General features: G+C 61.9%; 22 protein-coding genes and 2 pseudogenes. 9 read left to right on the top strand and 15 right to left on the bottom strand.

Annotated features, from left to right (window positions below):
• Nucleotides 1–197: pseudogene (locus KBZ04_RS01530) on the top strand (hypothetical protein); the annotation flags it as partial.
• Nucleotides 198–230: 33 nt separating this feature from the next.
• Here the strand turns inward: KBZ04_RS01530 and dcd are convergent.
• The 4 genes from dcd to KBZ04_RS01550 form a co-directional block, all read right to left on the bottom strand.
• Complete coding sequence (dcd, locus tag KBZ04_RS01535; RefSeq protein ID WP_254990152.1) at nt 231–755, bottom strand: dCTP deaminase; 525 nt, start codon at nt 753–755, stop codon at nt 231–233.
• 34 nt (nt 756–789) lie between these two features.
• Nucleotides 790–1,800 (bottom strand): hypothetical protein, encoded by a 1,011-nt coding sequence (locus tag KBZ04_RS01540; protein ID WP_254990153.1) that lies wholly within the window; start codon nt 1,798–1,800, stop codon nt 790–792.
• Nucleotides 1,801–1,905: 105 nt separating this feature from the next.
• Nucleotides 1,906–3,456, bottom strand: a complete 1,551-nt coding sequence (locus KBZ04_RS01545; protein ID WP_254990154.1) for a class I adenylate-forming enzyme family protein — start codon at nt 3,454–3,456, stop codon at nt 1,906–1,908.
• A 160-nt stretch (nt 3,457–3,616) separates the two neighbouring features.
• Nucleotides 3,617–3,829 carry a type II toxin-antitoxin system HicB family antitoxin gene (locus KBZ04_RS01550; protein WP_254990155.1) on the bottom strand — a complete coding sequence of 71 codons (213 nt, stop codon included), beginning with the start codon at nt 3,827–3,829 and terminating at the stop codon, nt 3,617–3,619.
• Nucleotides 3,830–4,023: 194 nt separating this feature from the next.
• On the opposite strand from KBZ04_RS01550, the gene KBZ04_RS01555 reads away from it, so the two are divergent.
• Complete coding sequence (locus tag KBZ04_RS01555) at nt 4,024–4,284, top strand: hypothetical protein (RefSeq protein ID WP_254990156.1); 261 nt, start codon at nt 4,024–4,026, stop codon at nt 4,282–4,284.
• Here the strand turns inward: KBZ04_RS01555 and KBZ04_RS01560 are convergent.
• Together KBZ04_RS01560 and KBZ04_RS01565 are read right to left on the bottom strand one after the other, a co-directional pair.
• Nucleotides 4,246–4,557 carry a HigA family addiction module antitoxin gene (locus KBZ04_RS01560; RefSeq protein WP_254990157.1) on the bottom strand — a complete coding sequence of 104 codons (312 nt, stop codon included), beginning with the start codon at nt 4,555–4,557 and terminating at the stop codon, nt 4,246–4,248. The genes KBZ04_RS01555 and KBZ04_RS01560 overlap by 39 nt on opposite strands.
• Nucleotides 4,558–4,561: 4 nt before the next feature.
• Nucleotides 4,562–4,759, bottom strand: a complete 198-nt coding sequence (locus KBZ04_RS01565; protein ID WP_315860022.1) for a type II toxin-antitoxin system RelE/ParE family toxin — start codon at nt 4,757–4,759, stop codon at nt 4,562–4,564.
• Nucleotides 4,760–4,984: 225 nt separating this feature from the next.
• Here KBZ04_RS01565 and KBZ04_RS01570 point away from each other — a divergent pair, with 225 nt between their 5' ends.
• Complete coding sequence (locus tag KBZ04_RS01570; protein WP_254990159.1) at nt 4,985–5,539, top strand: HNH endonuclease; 555 nt, start codon at nt 4,985–4,987, stop codon at nt 5,537–5,539.
• 55 nt (nt 5,540–5,594) lie between these two features.
• Here KBZ04_RS01570 and KBZ04_RS01575 read toward each other — a convergent pair whose 3' ends face one another.
• A complete protein-coding gene (locus KBZ04_RS01575) occupies nt 5,595–5,891 on the bottom strand; it encodes a type II toxin-antitoxin system RelE/ParE family toxin (RefSeq protein ID WP_254990160.1) in 297 nt (98 codons plus the stop codon).
• On the bottom strand, nt 5,888–6,097 hold the full coding sequence (locus KBZ04_RS01580) for an addiction module protein (protein ID WP_254990161.1): 210 nt from the start codon (nt 6,095–6,097) through the stop codon (nt 5,888–5,890). Before KBZ04_RS01580 ends, KBZ04_RS01575 begins: the two co-directional genes overlap by 4 nt.
• A gap of 303 nt (nt 6,098–6,400) precedes the next feature.
• Between KBZ04_RS01580 and KBZ04_RS01585 the strand changes: the two genes are divergently transcribed.
• The gene (locus KBZ04_RS01585) at nt 6,401–6,562 is read left to right on the top strand and encodes a hypothetical protein (RefSeq protein WP_254990162.1); all 162 of its coding nucleotides are present in this window, start codon (nt 6,401–6,403) and stop codon (nt 6,560–6,562) included.
• Here KBZ04_RS01585 and KBZ04_RS01590 read toward each other — a convergent pair.
• Entirely contained in the window at nt 6,548–6,883 is a 336-nt protein-coding gene (locus tag KBZ04_RS01590) for a helix-turn-helix transcriptional regulator (protein WP_254990163.1), read from the bottom strand. The two genes, KBZ04_RS01585 and KBZ04_RS01590, sit on opposite strands and share 15 nt — an antisense overlap.
• The gene (locus tag KBZ04_RS01595; RefSeq protein ID WP_254990164.1) at nt 6,876–7,211 is read right to left on the bottom strand and encodes a type II toxin-antitoxin system RelE/ParE family toxin; all 336 of its coding nucleotides are present in this window, start codon (nt 7,209–7,211) and stop codon (nt 6,876–6,878) included. Before KBZ04_RS01595 ends, KBZ04_RS01590 begins: the two co-directional genes overlap by 8 nt.
• Nucleotides 7,212–7,419: 208 nt before the next feature.
• Between KBZ04_RS01595 and KBZ04_RS01600 the strand changes: the two genes are divergently transcribed.
• Entirely contained in the window at nt 7,420–7,728 is a 309-nt protein-coding gene (locus KBZ04_RS01600) for a hypothetical protein (RefSeq protein WP_254990165.1), read from the top strand.
• Nucleotides 7,729–7,811: 83 nt separating this feature from the next.
• On the opposite strand, the pseudogene KBZ04_RS01605 reads toward KBZ04_RS01600, so the two are convergent.
• The 5 genes and pseudogenes from KBZ04_RS01605 to KBZ04_RS01625 all read right to left on the bottom strand — a co-directional run.
• Nucleotides 7,812–8,105 (bottom strand): annotated as a pseudogene (locus tag KBZ04_RS01605) (DUF86 domain-containing protein); the annotation flags it as partial.
• Nucleotides 8,106–8,163: 58 nt separating this feature from the next.
• Nucleotides 8,164–8,430 carry a nucleotidyltransferase family protein gene (locus KBZ04_RS01610; protein ID WP_254990166.1) on the bottom strand — a complete coding sequence of 89 codons (267 nt, stop codon included), beginning with the start codon at nt 8,428–8,430 and terminating at the stop codon, nt 8,164–8,166.
• A gap of 145 nt (nt 8,431–8,575) precedes the next feature.
• Nucleotides 8,576–8,749: an addiction module protein gene (locus KBZ04_RS01615; RefSeq protein WP_254990184.1), complete on the bottom strand. Its 174-nt coding sequence runs from the start codon at nt 8,747–8,749 to the stop codon at nt 8,576–8,578.
• Nucleotides 8,750–8,897: 148 nt separating this feature from the next.
• Nucleotides 8,898–9,257 (bottom strand): DUF86 domain-containing protein, encoded by a 360-nt coding sequence (locus KBZ04_RS14235; RefSeq protein ID WP_254990167.1) that lies wholly within the window; start codon nt 9,255–9,257, stop codon nt 8,898–8,900.
• The gene (locus KBZ04_RS01625; protein WP_254990168.1) at nt 9,254–9,571 is read right to left on the bottom strand and encodes a nucleotidyltransferase family protein; all 318 of its coding nucleotides are present in this window, start codon (nt 9,569–9,571) and stop codon (nt 9,254–9,256) included. Before KBZ04_RS01625 ends, KBZ04_RS14235 begins: the two co-directional genes overlap by 4 nt.
• Before the next feature lie 60 nt (nt 9,572–9,631).
• Here KBZ04_RS01625 and KBZ04_RS01630 point away from each other — a divergent pair, with 60 nt between their 5' ends.
• The 4 genes from KBZ04_RS01630 to KBZ04_RS01640 all read left to right on the top strand — a co-directional run bounded on the left by KBZ04_RS01630 (nt 9,632) and on the right by KBZ04_RS01640 (nt 14,621).
• On the top strand, nt 9,632–10,324 hold the full coding sequence (locus KBZ04_RS01630) for an HNH endonuclease (RefSeq protein WP_254990169.1): 693 nt from the start codon (nt 9,632–9,634) through the stop codon (nt 10,322–10,324).
• Nucleotides 10,325–11,098: 774 nt separating this feature from the next.
• Nucleotides 11,099–12,787 carry a hypothetical protein gene (locus KBZ04_RS01635; protein ID WP_254990170.1) on the top strand — a complete coding sequence of 563 codons (1,689 nt, stop codon included), beginning with the start codon at nt 11,099–11,101 and terminating at the stop codon, nt 12,785–12,787.
• 288 nt (nt 12,788–13,075) lie between these two features.
• Nucleotides 13,076–13,567, top strand: a complete 492-nt coding sequence (locus KBZ04_RS14325) for an HNH endonuclease (RefSeq protein ID WP_409995920.1) — start codon at nt 13,076–13,078, stop codon at nt 13,565–13,567.
• A complete protein-coding gene (locus tag KBZ04_RS01640; RefSeq protein WP_254990171.1) occupies nt 13,530–14,621 on the top strand; it encodes a hypothetical protein in 1,092 nt (363 codons plus the stop codon). The genes KBZ04_RS14325 and KBZ04_RS01640 overlap by 38 nt, the downstream gene beginning before the upstream one ends.
• The last annotated feature ends 54 nt before the right edge of the window (nt 14,622–14,675 follow it).

Below are 14,675 nucleotides of genomic sequence, written 5' to 3' on the forward strand. Positions count from 1 at the left end.
GCCGCCCTCAAACCCAAGGGCCGGCTGCACACCGTGGGAGCCCATCCACCACCGACAAGCTGCTGCAGTTCAGCTGTCGGCACGGGATCGCGCCCACCACGGAGTTCTTCCCCATGTCGCAGGCAAACGAAGCCCTCGATCACCTCCGCGCCGGCAAAGCCCGTTACCGCATCGTGCTGATCAACGACCTGGGCTGAGGCCCACCTGCCTGCGTCACAAGCCGGGGAGGCTCAGAAGGAATCCTCCGTCTGGCCGGCGAAGCGGCCGGCATAGCTCTCGATGCCCTGCAGCTTCTGGAACACGAACTGGCAGATCGCGGTGCCGGGATGCACCGCCAGGGGAGCGGGACCGAAGTTGCTCATCTCCAGCACCTGCTGGCTGTCGATCCCCGGGCCCATGAAGGGGGCGCTGATGTGCACCATCAGGCCCAGCCGGGCGAAACGGCTGCGGCCCTCGAGCCAGCCGCACAGGCCGGGGCCCAGGCGCAGCCGCTCCTGAGTGATCCCGAGCACCGTTTCGCCCGGCATGATCAGGATGTGCTCGCCCGGGGGCACCACGATCTTCTCGGTGAGCGTCCGGTAGTCGGTGTGCTCACGCACCTCGATCACCTCGTGCACCTTGCGGAACACGCGAAAGGTGGGGGCGAGGGTGAGGTCGAGCGAGGCGGGGCCCAGCCGCTCGGGAACGAAGGGCGTGACCCCGATCGCGCCCGCTTCGATCGCCTGCAGGATCGCCTCTCTGCCGAGAACGGACATGGGTTTCGCTGGGCACAGGCGAGCGTGGATTGTCTCAGGCGATCGGCCGGGGCCCAGCGTCCAGGTCGTCGATGGACTGCTCCAGCAGATCACGGCCGCTGTCGTACACGACCCGCGGCGCCGGCCGGCCAGCCTCGGTGGCGCCCCGTCGGCGGGCGGCGGCACGGCGCCGCTTCAGCAGGGGATCGGCGTGGCGGGCCGCCTGGGCCCAGGCCTGGCGGCGTCGATTGCGGGCGGCGATGGCACGGTTGCGCCCGTACTGCAGCGGCAGGCGGGCCAGGGGCAGGAGCAGCAGCAACAGGGCGTAGCCGATGGCGAATCGGGCCAGCCAGGCCACGGGGGGCAGCCAGGCGGGCGTGATCGCCAGCAGCCACGGCGAGAGCACCAGCAGCGCCCCGACGATCAGGCCATAGGCGGCCCGTTGCCCGACGCCGGCCCGGCTGAAGCGAAAGGCCCGCTCCCGCAGGGGCGGCACCGGCCCATCAACCTTGGCGGCTCTGGCGGGCAGGGAGGGGAAGCCATAGATCAGGTCCCCGTCCTCGCTCACCTCGGGGCGGCCGTCGAAGCGCAGCAGCACCGGCAGCATGGCGGCATCGGCGAGGTCACGGCGGCGGTCGGGATCGGCGGGGCAGTCGGGCAGATCGAGCAGCGGGGCGAGGTCCTCGGCGATCACCACGCCTCCGCGCTGGCGCAGGAAGGCGCCGATGCGGCGCCAGCGCTGCGGCTCGAAGCGGGCATTGGGATCGCCATCGCCGAACAGAATCGAGAACACGGCGCTGAGGAAGCCCAGGGCGGCCGGATCGGCGCCCTCGCCGGGCAGGTCCCAGAGCAGGCTCCACAGCTGCTCCGGCGTGACGGAGGAGGAGCCCGCACGCGCCGGTGCCCGGAGGCCGGAGGCGAGCAGATCCAGGATCGACAGGGGCACCTGGGCGAGCCCCTGCAGCATCGCCAGGCCGGCATCGTCGGCGTCGTCGCTGGTGAACAGCCGCACGATCAGCAGCACCGACAGGATCACCACCACCAGGGTGGTGACCAGCAGCAGCACCAGGCCGAAGCTGAGCCGGGTCAGCCGGGCCTGGAGGCACCGGCGGCCACCTCACCGACGCTGCAGCGGCGCCCGCGGTTGCCGATCCAGTCGAGCAGGGCGGCCTCAACCGGCATGCAGCCCATCCGCCGCCAGCTGCCGCAGGGCCAGCCGGTCGGTTTTGCCCACGGGGGTGAGGGGCAGCTCCTCGAGCACGCGGATCTCCTCCGGCGCCTTGTAGCCGACGCGGGCACGGGCGAAGGTGATCAGTTCGGCTTCGCTGGGGGCGGGCTGGTCCGGGCGGAGGGTGACGTAGGCCCGCACGTTCTCGCCGTGCACCGGGTCCTGGATGCCGATCACCCCCACCAGCTCCACGGCCGGGTGTTCAGAGAGCGCCTCCTCCACCTCCTGGGGGCAGATGTTGGAGCTGTCGTGGACGATGATCTGCTTGCGGCGGCCGCAGAACCAGAAGAAGCCGTCGGCGTCGACCCGCATCTCATCGCCGCTGTCCAGCCAGCCCTGCTGGATGGTGTCGGCGGTGGCCTGGGGGTTGTCCCAGTAGCCCGCCATCATCGAAGGCGCCTGGATCCAGAGGCGTCCCTGCTCGCCCGGGGCCACCTCGGTGCCGTCTTCGTGGCGCAGGCTGGCGCTGAACCCAGGACAGAGCCGGCCGACGGAGCCGATCCGGTTCGGTCCCGACGGGGGCGCCAGGGTGGTGTAGCCGATCTCGCTCATGCCGAAGCATTCGTCGATGCTGAAGCCGGCGGCCCGGCGGAACTCCTCCTGCAGCTGGTGGGGCACCTTGTCGCCGCCGCTGATGCAGAGACGCACCGAGCCCAGATCCGTCGGCAGCAGCCGTGCATCCCGCACCAGCTCGAACAGGGCGGCGGGCAGCATCAGCAGCACCGAGGGCCGATGGCGCCGCAGCAGAGTTTCCACGGTGGCCGCATCGATGCGGCTGGCGATCGCGGCGGCGGCGCCGGCGGCCAGGGCCGCCAGCACGAGGGCCGAAGAGGCGATGTGGGCCAGGGAGCTGCCGGCCAGCACCTCCTCGCCGGCCCGCAGTTCGCTGGCCTGGATGAAGGAGGTGAGCACCGCGGCAAAACTGGCCCGGGTGTGGGTGACGCCCTTGGGCCGGCCGGTGCTGCCGGAAGTGAAGTAGAGGAAGCAGGCATCGTCCACGGCCAGATCGGGCCAGGGCGGGACGTCGCCGCCGGCGGGCGCCGCGGCCAGCAGGGGCTCGAAACCGGTGGGATCGTCGATGCGGTGGCAGCCCAGGGGCAGCCCGCCCGCCACGGCACTGGCCTGCACATCGGCCAGCCGTTCGCCGTGGAACACCATGGCCGCGGCGCCGCTCACCGTCAGCGCATGGTCGATCTCCGGGGTCACATAGCGGTAGTTGAGCGGCGTGAGCACCAGGCCGCTGCGCAGCCCGGCCAGGTAGTGGACGACCAGCTCCACCCGGTTGGGGATCAGGGACGCGAGCCGGTCGCCCCGCCGCAGACCCAGCCGCTGGTAGGCCCGGGCCAGCTGCTCCGCCTGCCGCTCGAGCTCGGCCCAGCTGAGGCTGTGGTCCAGATCCTGCAGCGCCGCTGCCGCCGGGTCGTGCCCCAGGCCGGCCTCCAGGAGGCGGTCCAGGTCGATCAGGGGGGCCAGGGGCGGGCCGTGGTGGGGCATGGAGCGCCGTAAGCCCGCCCACTCTGGCAGCGGCTTGGTGTCCGGTCGCCGCCATGGCGGCAGCGCCGGCTGATCGGGGGGGCTGCATGGGGGCAGACCATCGCCGAAGGCAGGAGCGTGAGGTTCGTGGTTCAGCGGTGGCTGAGGAATTCCTCCAGGGTCATGCCGGCACCACGATCTGCTGCAGGCCCATGAAGTTGCTCGCGAGGGCCGGCTCGCCGTCCTCCAGGAGCATGGCGATCACCTCCTGGAGGTTGGCCTGCAGTTCATCGAGGGTCTCCCCCTGACTGTGGGCACCGGGGAAGCCAGGGACGTAGCCCACAAGCAGTCCCGTGTCCGCGCAGCGCTCGATGACGGCGGAGAACGTGCGCACAGCCTCTGCTGCCTTCATTGGATTCATCGTAGGCAAGCTGCCAGGTCTGGCCGAGGGGGTGAAGGAGGGCATCGCATCGCGGCAGGGCTTCTCCTCCGCAAGTGCCACCCCCTGTCACACCCGCCAGGATTCCCCCATGCCCCCGCCCCCCCACCTACCAGCGCCTGCAAGCGTTCATCGCCACGCAGAAGCGCATGAGCCCCATCGACCAACCGCTGATGCTGATGGAACTGCTGGGCCGCCGCAGCCCGGCCCCAACGCAGGACGGGGCCCGGAGGATCCTGGGCAGCGCATGGTGGGTCGGGTGCACCTTCAACGGCATCACCCGCTGCGAGAAGGGCACCTACGCCCTGGTTGGCGGCGCAGCCGAAGGCTTCTGCGTAGCAGTAGAGCTGAGCGATGCCGAGCGCGACCAGCTACTGGCACTGAACCGCAAGCCCTCCTCGCACCATTGACTGAATTGGCTCGATCGTCGGCAGCACGCTTGCCAAGGCCTGCTTGGCCTGCTTCAGATCATGACTCCCTTGCATCCGCAGCCAGAAGCCCTCGCTCAGACCGAAGAAACGGCACAGGCGCAGATCGGTGTCGGCAGTGATGGCCCGTCTGCCCTTCACGATCGCGTTGATGCGGCTCTCCGGCACACCGATCGCCAGCGCCAACCGGTACTGGCTGATTCCCATGGGCCGCAGAAACTCCTCCAGCAGCACCTCGCCCGGGGGCGCGAGCATCACGTCAGTGGTAGTCAACGATCTCGACCTCCTCTGGCCCGGCTTCCGTCCAGACAAAGCAGAGCCGGAACTGGTCGTTGATGCGGATGCTGTGCTGGCCATGGCGGTTCCCCCTGAGCGACTCCAGGCGATTGCCCGGTGGGATCTGCAGATCGTTGAGGCATCCGGCGGCGTCGAGGATGGCGAGCTTGCGGAACGCCACACGAGCGAAGCCTCGGAAGCGGCGCCCTGGCTTCCCTTCAAAGAGGGCCTGGGTGTCGCGGCAACGAAACGACCTGATCACACCGTCACCTTACCCCCGCTGGACGTAGGCACGCCAGGCAGTGGGGCCGGGCGAAGGCGATCACGCGCTGACATGGCGGCCTGGCTTGCCTATGTTCCTCCCCCTACAAGTGCCACCCCCTGTCAAACCCGCCAGGATTCCCCCATGCCCCCGCCCCACTCCAGCACCTACCAGCGCCTGCGCGACTACATCGCCGAGCGCATGCGCATGCACCACATCTACCAACCCCTCATGCTCATGGAGCTGCTGGGGAGGAACAGCCCCGCCCCCGCGCACAACGTGGCCCGCCGGATCCTGGGACGCGCATGGTGGGCCGGGTTCACCTTCAACGGCATCACCGCCTATGGCGATGGCCACGACCGCCTGATCGGCGGCGACGCGTTGAGCGATGGCGAGCGCGACGCGCTGCTGGAGCTGTGCCGCCAGCGCCTCGATGCCTTCCGCCAGCACCAGCGGGCCCTGGAGCTGGTCCACATCATCCCCAAAAACCAGGGCGGCTCCGACGCCATCAGCAACCTGCAGGCCCTCTGCTTCCGCTGCAACGCCGGCAAGCGCGACGGCTGTTTGCCTACGCAAGAGGGCGCACCGACTGCCGCGGCGTCCAGGCCAGCGACGGCCACCGCGAAGCGGGCTGTGTGTTCTGCACGCTGGAGGGTAGCGGCCGGGTGCTGCTGGAGAACGAGGGGCACAGCCTGGTGATCCCGCGTCGTCATGGGGCCAGAACCCATGCCAGCACTGGGCAGGCAACGCCCATTCAGGAGCGCTTCTGCCAGCGGTCGGGATCCTGGCGGCCGTGCAGAGCAATCACGAGGATTTCAGCGCCCTGCTCGCGGAAATAGACGGCATAGGGAAATCGACCCAGCACCAGCCTGCGGATCCGGCCGTGAATCAAGGGGAAGGATTGGGGATTGTGGCGAATGCGCTCCACCGCAGCAGCAACGGTTTGGGCAAAGTCGTTGGCCAACGCCGGCTCACGCATTCCGTACCAGCGCTGGGTTTCCAGGAGCTCCTCCAGCGCCTCCGGCAGGAAGCGCACTGCAGGGAGCGTCATCCGATGCCGAGCTGGCTGCGCACCTCATCCCAGCCAAGAGCTGCGTCAGGGTTGCTGAGATGGGCCGTCCAGCGCCGATCCAGCTCAGCGCAGAGGTCGGGATTGAGCGGCAGCGCCCCATCTCGGACCTCGTCATCCAGGCTGTCCCAGAGGGCGATGGCCAGGGCCAGGCGCTCGCTCTGGGGCAGTTGAAGGAGGTCAGACATGGGTGTCATCGCCACGGCGGACGGCTGAGAACTCAGCGTAGGCACGCTCCAAGGCGGACGACGCGATGGGATGGATCGAAGACACGGCAGCAAGGCTTCTCCCTACAAGTGCCACCCCCGTCTCACCCAGCCCGGATGCCCCCATGCCCCCGCCCCCTCTGCTGCCTTCCTTCGCCTGCGCGCGTACATCGCCGAACGAATGCGCATGAGCCCCATCAACCAACCGCTGATGCTGCTGGAACTGCTCGGCCGCCGCAGCCCGGCTCCCGTGCAGGACATCGCCCGCCGGATCCTGGGAAGCCGATGGTGGGCAAGGTCTTCACCGGCAACGGCATCACCGCCTATGGCAACGGCGCCTACAGCCTGATCGGCGGCGACGCGTTGAGCGGCACCGAGCGCGAGGCGCTGCAGCAGCTGTGCCGCCAGCGCCTCGATGCCTTCCACCGCCGCTCAACAAGGCGGTGAAGCTTCATCAGGGGTTCGAGGCACCAGCTGGATCTCCACATCGCAGCCGAGCACATCGGCGTAGCGGCGGAGAGTAGACAATGCGGGCAGGTGCTTGCGGGATCCCTCGAGCCGACTGATGGCGCTGCGCGTGGTGCCCATCCGCACGGCGACCTCCTCCTGGGTGAGACCGGCCCGCTGGCGTGCCTCGAGGAGCTGCCGGAGCAGACGGAATTCCACGGCAGCCTCCTGCCGCGCTTCGCTGTAGCCCGGCACCTGATCGCGCCGGGCGCGTTCGGCGCCGCGATTGCGGTTGACCGGTTGATAGGGGATGTCAGCCATGGCGTTTGACGTTCCTGAGGCGTTCGCGAGCGATGAGGAGCTCACGCCTGGGTGTTTTCTGGGTCTTCTTCACGAAGGCATGGAGCACGGTGATCACCCGCCCACTGCAGAAGCAATAGAAAGCCCGCCCGGTACCGGAGCGGCCCATCGGCCTGAGTTCGAACAGGCCGCCGCCCATGGCCTTGGAGTGAGGAGGCCCGAGTTGGGGAACGTGATCTTCGAGGAGGTCGAGCAGCTCGTCGCATCGCGCCAGCAGATCCACGGGCCAGTCCTCGATGTCCTCGCGAACACGAGCGTTGTAGTATTCAACCCGGAACGACCTTTCCATGTTAGCGCGCGTGCTACGTGCACACGGGGCGGACCCGCTGATGGGCTCTGGGCGCCAGGTCGTTGTGGGGTGAAGGAGAGCGCGTGAGCGCCACGGCAGCAAGGCTTCTCCTTTGCCAGTGCCACCCCCGTCCCCAGCCAGGAAGCCCCTTACCCCCGCCCCCCCCTCCGCCACCTAAGAGCGCCTGCGGCACTCCATCGCCAAGCACATGCGCAGGAGCCCCATCGACCAACCGCTGATGCCCATGGAACTGCTGGGGCGTCGCAGCCCCGCCCCCGCGCACAACGTGGCCCGCCGGATCCTTGCACGCGCATGGTGGGCCGGGTTCACCTTCAACGGCATCACCGCCTATGGCGATGGCCACGACCGCCTGATCGGCGGCGACGCGTTGAGCGATGGCGAGCGCGACGCGCTGCTGGAGGTCTGCCGCCAGCGCCTCGATACCTTCCGCGAGCAGCGCCGCGAAGAGGTGTTTGCCCACCGCCGCGGCCGCCATCGCAGCCCGATCAGCGGCTAAGTGAACGTCCGGGTTGGGTTTGCCGTGATCCGGAGCTGAACAGCTGGGAGTGGCTCTGCGCAACGCGATCGGCGCACCAGCCGCTATGTGAGCTCAGCCTCAATCACTTGGTCTAACTGGTCAGCCAGCACTGGAATACTCTCAGAAGCAATCTGCCAGATGGTGTCTTCTTCCAGGCCGAAGTAGGCATGCGCCAGAACATCGCGGAGGCCAGCAATGCGTCGCCAGGGCAGCTTGGGGTGCCGCTCACGGACCGCTGGCGGGATCTGTTTCGCCGCTTCACCGAGCACCTCCAGGTTGCGCAGGACGGCGTCAACCAACATCTCGTCCGCAAGAAAGTGCTGCTTGGTAAGCCCCTGGCTGTATCTGAGGATCTTCGTGCAGCACTCCTACATGTCCAGGAGGAACAGCGACCAATTGCGGGCACTTTCCCGTTCAGGCAAGAGGAATGGCCTCCTGCTCGATCCGCTGCCGCAGTTCAGGGCGAAGACCACGGCGCGTCACCAGGTCCACCCGGGCGCTGAGCAGGTCTTCCAGGGCCAGCTTGAGGTCCATGTACTGCTCAAAACTGGGGCTGGAGGGGAAATCCACCAGTAGGTCCACGTCGCTCTGCAGCCCTGCCGCACCGTGGATCACAGAGCCGAAGACGCGAAGATCCTGGCCACCGTGGGCGGCTGCGAGAGCGAGCAGCTCGGGGGCCATCTGCCTGAGTCGCTGAAGCGTGGGTGGCTGTCTGGGATCCATGGCTCCCATTCTGCTGCCAATGCCGGCTCAAGCCTTCCGTACCAGCGCTGGGTTTCCAGCAAATCCTCTACCGCCTCCGGCAGGAGGCGAACTGAGGGCGGAGTCATCCGATGCCGAGCTGGCTCCGAACCTCATCCCAGGGCACAGCCGCTTCGGGGTTGTCGAGATGGTTCGCCCAGCGCCGGTCGAGTTCGACGCAGAGGGCAGGGTCCACCGGCAGCGCCCCATCACGGGCCTGGTCATCAAGGCTGTCCCAGAGGGCGATCGCCAGGGCCAGCGCTCGCTCGGCGGCAGTTGCAGCAGGTCAGACATGGGCGCCATCGCCACCACACCCAGCGAGGGACTCACTGTAGGCACGGTCAAAGGGGAGCAAAGGGACTGGAGAAATGGATGCCATGGCGCATGAGCTACGTGGTGCCGATTCGTCAGTTCTCCAACAGGTCTTGAACCGCATGGATCATGCCGGGCAGCGACTGCTCACAGATGACAAGAATTTGTTCAACATCAAGATCAAAATACTGGTGAGCGATGACATCGCGGAACCCCATGGCCCCTTTCCAGTCGATATGGGGATAACGATTCTGTAGGAGACCAGGATACAGGCGCTCCAAACGCTTCAAAGATTCACCGGCTGCGAGGAACTGCATACAGATCACATCCAGAGCATCTTCTCCTTCCTCCTGATCCAGCAACTCAGGATTGACAATCAGAGACTGGGATTTGCGCTGGGCACGCTTGAGCGCGCTCAGGAGGCTCAACAGGACATCCTTCTGGTCCTCCGTCACGCCGTGAGGCCCTCCTGCTCAATCCTCTTTCGGAGGGTTGGGGCCATGCGATCCCGCAGGCGCACCAGGTCGACGGGACACTGCATCAGCTCTTCCAGCTCCTGCTTCAAGTGCACCAGGGCGTAGGGCGTGAGAGGGTCGAGCTGGACCCAGACATCGAGATCGCTGTCTGGGCGGGCATCGCCGCGGGCAACGGAGCCAAACAAGCCAAGCTCCACCACATGAAAACGACGGTGCCAGTCCAACTGGCGCTGACGGAGGCGGTCGAGCACCTCTTCGGCCGTGAGAGGGGTTGGTGGTGCTGTCCGGGTCATGGGTCCATTCTGCTGGCCCTCTGGGCAACGGTCCAATGCCACCCCAGCCAGGAAGCCCCCATGCCCCCGCCCCCCTCCACCACCTACCAGCGCCTGCGCGAGTACATCGCCGAGCACATGCGCGTGAGCCCCACGACCAACCCCTCATGCTCATGGAGCTGCTGGGCCGCCGCAGCCCGGCCCCAGCGCAGCACGTGGCCCGGCGGATCCTGGGCAGCGGAGGTGGGCAGGGTGCTCACCGGCAATGGCATCACCGTCTACGGCACCGGCGCCTACAGCCTGATCGGCGGCGACGAACTGAGCGACACCGAGCGCGGCGCGCTGCTGGAGCTCTGCCGCCAGCGCCTCGATGCCTTCCGCGAGCTGCGCGACGAAGAGGTGTTTGCCCACCGCCGCCGCCACCGCAGCCCGATCAGCGGCTCGGTGACGTACAGGGCGCCCGCCCGCGCCCGGGGCCGTTGCGAGTGCTGCGGGGCCCATGAGCACCAGCGGACCCTGCAGGTGGACCACAACATCCCTAGGAACCAGGGCGGCTCCGACGCCATCAGCAACCTGCAGGCGCTCTGCTTCCGCTGCAACGCCGGCAAGCGCGACGGCTGTTTGCCTACGCAAGAGGGCGCACCGACTTCCGCGGTGTGCAGGCCAGCTACGGCCACCGCGAAGCGGGCTGCGTGTTCTGCGCGCTGGAGGGCAGCGGCCGGGTGCTGCTGGAGAACGAACTGGCGCTCTGCATCGCCGATGCCTACTCGTTGAGCGCGGGACACAGCCTGCCGATCCCGCGTCAGCATGTGGACGAAGGGCGGGTCAGTTCCGGACATCATCGTGATAAAGGTGAGGGCAGCGCGATTGCCCAAGGGTATGCAGCGGATGCTCAAGTCCATCGACCGCAGGTTGACCTCCAGGCGTTGACGTAGCCTGCGGATCGGGCCTGAGCATCAAGCGGGGTGGGGCGGCACAGCCACACCCGGATCCGGTTTGGATGCTGTAGTAAAGCCAACACCAGAGATATTTGCACCAAGATCTCATGCCGGTGGGGCCGCCGGCAGCCTCAGAGTGACTCAGCCTATGAAACGCTCAAGTAATCTGTCGATCACAACTTTGTCATGGTAGTCGCCGATTAGGGCATGCAATGGGATAAGAGATCACGGAAGGAGGGCGGCAACCTGACGAAACAAAAACACGAGGCATAAGGAGGAGTAAGAATTAGAAGCTTTGCATAAGATCAAATTTTAGATCAACTCTAGAAAGGCCTTCTTGCAGCCATTACAACGCAGAGGAGCGAAGCCCATGACCCAACTACTACCCCTGAATATAAATCAAATGGCAGATATCTTCCATTGCAGAACTTGCATAAGTCAACTAGGCCTACCGAAGAGACATAGATGAAACGCTCTGGGCGCTACAAAAACCAACACCGCCACTTGCGCCAAAAAAAATCGGTGTTAACATTTGGGGAGTCAGTCAAGTGGGGCAATTCCCAGTTCCCGCTTAATCACCCAGTTACCTTTACAAACTCAAGCAACCTAAATGACAGACGAGTCTACAACCAAGCGCTACGACGCTCTCATTTTTCGTCAGCAAGCCAGATCCCCCATTCAAGTGGCTTTTGTGGCTTCTAGTGCCGAGATTGATCAGTGGGCTGGGGTGCCTACTAAAAAAACAAGTAACATTCGAAACTTTCAGCGGCCTGAAATCGGAAGCCATATTAAAGAAGTTACTCGATTCTTCGGCGACTCAGAGAACGCATCTCCGACTGCTGTGGTAGTTGGATTCGATTCACGCAACTTTGGCAACCTACCACGCAGGGTAGCAATACTTGACATCGAGGGGGAGCCACTCGATGGTGATGCCATTACGCCTGGCCCCCCTGTCAAAGGCCTCATAGAGATAACCTGGCCAAAAGACAACGACCCTAAAAGTCAAGAAGATTTCATGGCGGCTATAATCAGTCTCTATCCCCATATTGAATCTCTTGTTCTGCAAGAGCTAAGCTTTATCACAGGCCGTTCAGTCGAAATTCTTAACCAAATTCGCACCGACATAAGTCCAGACAGCGTGGCAAATACTATTGACTCGACAATACAAGAGATTGAATTACAGGCTTCTATAGAAGTTAGCGAAGGCGAGGAGGACAATGAAACAATTGATCTTTCCGACTCGGTTTTGTCTGCACTCGCAGGCCTTTCACCAAATGAAGTTCAGAATACAGTAAATCGCCTGGGTTTTCTCAATAGGCTTTCAAGCGTTTCTATCAACCCTCTAGATGAGCAGTCTGTCGAACTTCTGTATCGAGAGGCTCACAATGAGCTTAAACCTGCCCTCCTGATCGATGGTCAACACCGAGTGATGGGAACAAAAGACCAGGCAGCAATACCATTTTTAGTAACTGCACTGCCGCAAGCTGACTGGTCAGAACTGGCATTTCAATTTATTGTGACCAATAGAACTGCTCGGCGTGTTCCCGAAAGTCTTCTCATCAGTATTGTTGGGAACTCACTCTCTAAAACACAGAGGGGCGAGATTGATGAGCGTCTGAGAAACGCAAATATTCGAGTCGGTTTAATCGAAGCTGTTATGAAGGTGCAAGAAGATGAAAGCAGCCCATTTTACGGCCTTGTTGCATTCGGCCTTAGAGGCGAACAGGGCTTCCTCGATGCTGCTGCTATGCGTAGCAAAGTGATTCAGCTGTGGTTTGATCGAAAGGAGCCTATACGCACCCTTTTTGATCACCTATGCCAAGGACGCTTATTGAGCGATCGCACCGAGTTCTGGAAAGAAGAAGAATTATGGTTTGATTTGTTTATCGCCTTCTGGAGCGGAGTTAGATCACGCTACGATGGCACGACAGTCTTCTCTAAAGAGCTACGCGACAATAAACCTGTTTCGAAACTCATGACGGCCACAGTACTGAAGATCTTTCAGGAGACCGTACTCGAACATATCAAAGAAACACTTGTTGCGTTTCAAAAGATGGGCGGCGATGAGCTGGGAAGCGTGATACCTAATCCCGCAAAGTTTCAGGATCTCGTGACAAAGACCCTCGCAAATATTACACCAGACTTTTTTACAGAGTGGGGATTATCGGGATTCGACGGATCATCTGGTGCACGTGATGACCTCGCTCAAGCAATAAAGCTAGTCCTCGAAGACAAAATGACCGTGAGCCAGTTGAAGAATCCCAGAAGTCCGCACCGCCTCTTTAAGGGCAAGAGTTAGACGTATATCTATATCATGATACCAAGTGGTGTTCAGGCAATCCTTGATGAATACACTGACATCGAATCGTTGATCAAGCTGGTTGCACATCTTTCATGCCAAGAAGAGCAAGCAGTAAGGAATGAACTACTACAGCACCTTGGGTCTCGTGCCTTCTTCTTATTATTAGCAGAGATAAGTCACGCTCCTAACTTTTTTGCGATTCAAAATCGGATCGCAAATTCGTTGATGCGCTCTAATGACGAAGTGAATTCTATCGTCACTGAAGTTTCACGTACACATGTTAGCATGAGCTCGGCATCACTTGGAAGGCGCTCAAGTCTGAGAGATCTAACCCCGGAGCAAAAGAGACGATTGCTCCAAAGTCAGCAGAATCGCTGTGGGCACTGCGGATGGAATTTTAATAGTCAAGAAGAAACAAGAACAAAGTACCAGTCCCAACCCACCCTCGATCACAAGGTGCCTTATCGAATTGGAGGAGACCACGACTCAAATCTGTGGATTCTGTGCGGACTTTGCAACTCGATGAAAAAAGCATCCATCCATATTGGCGAATCAGGTTCTGTCTGGATTGATAATGCCGCATATCCAGCCCCCCGTGGTCTTGTAGCGTTCTGGGTTCTTTGGCGCCATCGCCATTGCACAGCTACAGGGTGCAGAAAGGGTCCGAGCGATGCACGGCTTTTTGTCACTCGTTTGAATAATGCCGGTCCATGGGTACCAGGAAACTGCACTGTTAGATGTGCTGAACATCACACTGGAAATGTCATCAACTATTAACCTTGACACGCCTACAGGGGTCTTACGACTCGAGAAGGCCATGCGCACGGTACTAAAAGAAGCCTTCGATGACACGATTAGATCCCTGGCTGAATGTCAGACGTGGTATTCATCAAGCATTGACTCATCAGAAGTATTTCTTTTATGGGTCTGCGACCAGCTATTAACGCAGAATGATCCACAATGGATATTTCAGCCCCTGAGGGCTAGTGAACGAAAATATCTTGCGGAAGAAGTTGGCATTAATCGACAGTCGATTAGTGGAAAACCACCCGAGGAGACTGTCGAAATGATTCTAAAGGCGGTAGGGCTCCCCCCTGGCCAAATAGCAGGAACTGCTAAGTTGGTTGCGAAATGGGAGACTTTCGAAGAGCGAATACGAGTTGGTGACGGTCAAAGCGTGGCATCTCTTGCACGCCAACTTGCTGAACGAGTACTGCGAGTTCTTTTATTCTTCTATGGTGGAAAGATCTTTCCAACCATGCTAAAGGAAATGCTGGAATCTCCTGGCAGCCTCCGTTTGCCACGAATCCTCCAAGAAGCGCTAACAGATGCAGAAGCAGAGTCACAAATAACCAATGCACTTCAAATAGACGGATGGGCAGATTTAGGATTTCTGAATCTTGCACTTCGAAAGCTAAGTGCAAGACTTGAGTCGCAAGCCACTACGCTAGTAAATGCGAATGAGTTAAACATTCTTTCGTCTAAAGAGCAAGAGACATTCAACTGTCTAGCAACAGCTTTGCAGGCCTATACGCATGACCGGCCATCATCAAATGCAGAACGAGAGGCCGCCCTTCTATCTGCAGTGACAGATGTAAAGATTGTGCTACGAACGATGATTGAACGGGGGTCAATGCCTGATTATGGCGTTGTAATTGAGTGCTGTGACACCATATTTGGTAAATCATTTGTTGTTCGTTGTGAGACCCGCTGCAGGAGATTGCTAGCAGAGGTACCACCAGGATTAGGAGAGGAAATACTATTCGTATCCAGCACTACGCGCGATTGGGCTCGATGCGAGTGGTCATCAACCCCATGGGCCATACATTAGCAAACTCTTTAATGGTGAACGAAAAACTCGCATAATAGAAAGTCGGATTAGATC

The sequence above is a fragment of the Cyanobium sp. N5-Cardenillas genome (genome assembly GCF_024345515.1).
Taxonomy (GTDB): Bacteria; Cyanobacteriota; Cyanobacteriia; order PCC-6307; family Cyanobiaceae; genus Cyanobium.

Excerpts from the sequence above, each read along its gene's own strand:
- dcd (WP_254990152.1), bottom strand. The coding sequence starts at position 755 with ATGTCCGTTCTCGGCAGAGAGGCGATCCTGCAGGCGATCGAAGCGGGC.
- KBZ04_RS01635 (WP_254990170.1), top strand. The coding sequence starts at position 11,099 with ATGACAGACGAGTCTACAACCAAGCGCTACGACGCTCTCATTTTTCGT.
- KBZ04_RS14325 (WP_409995920.1), top strand. The coding sequence starts at position 13,076 with ATGAGCTCGGCATCACTTGGAAGGCGCTCAAGTCTGAGAGATCTAACC.
- KBZ04_RS01630 (WP_254990169.1), top strand. The coding sequence starts at position 9,632 with ATGCCCCCGCCCCCCTCCACCACCTACCAGCGCCTGCGCGAGTACATC.
- KBZ04_RS01575 (WP_254990160.1), bottom strand. The coding sequence starts at position 5,891 with ATGACGCTCCCTGCAGTGCGCTTCCTGCCGGAGGCGCTGGAGGAGCTC.
- KBZ04_RS01600 (WP_254990165.1), top strand. The coding sequence starts at position 7,420 with ATGCGCAGGAGCCCCATCGACCAACCGCTGATGCCCATGGAACTGCTG.
- KBZ04_RS01580 (WP_254990161.1), bottom strand. The coding sequence starts at position 6,097 with ATGTCTGACCTCCTTCAACTGCCCCAGAGCGAGCGCCTGGCCCTGGCC.
- KBZ04_RS01625 (WP_254990168.1), bottom strand. The coding sequence starts at position 9,571 with ATGACCCGGACAGCACCACCAACCCCTCTCACGGCCGAAGAGGTGCTC.
- KBZ04_RS01570 (WP_254990159.1), top strand. The coding sequence starts at position 4,985 with ATGCCCCCGCCCCACTCCAGCACCTACCAGCGCCTGCGCGACTACATC.
- KBZ04_RS01585 (WP_254990162.1), top strand. The coding sequence starts at position 6,401 with ATGGTGGGCAAGGTCTTCACCGGCAACGGCATCACCGCCTATGGCAAC.
- KBZ04_RS01590 (WP_254990163.1), bottom strand. The coding sequence starts at position 6,883 with ATGGCTGACATCCCCTATCAACCGGTCAACCGCAATCGCGGCGCCGAA.
- KBZ04_RS01545 (WP_254990154.1), bottom strand. The coding sequence starts at position 3,456 with ATGCCCCACCACGGCCCGCCCCTGGCCCCCCTGATCGACCTGGACCGC.
- KBZ04_RS01560 (WP_254990157.1), bottom strand. The coding sequence starts at position 4,557 with ATGCTCGCGCCCCCGGGCGAGGTGCTGCTGGAGGAGTTTCTGCGGCCC.
- KBZ04_RS01610 (WP_254990166.1), bottom strand. The coding sequence starts at position 8,430 with ATGGCCCCCGAGCTGCTCGCTCTCGCAGCCGCCCACGGTGGCCAGGAT.
- KBZ04_RS01555 (WP_254990156.1), top strand. The coding sequence starts at position 4,024 with ATGAGCCCCATCGACCAACCGCTGATGCTGATGGAACTGCTGGGCCGC.
- KBZ04_RS01595 (WP_254990164.1), bottom strand. The coding sequence starts at position 7,211 with ATGGAAAGGTCGTTCCGGGTTGAATACTACAACGCTCGTGTTCGCGAG.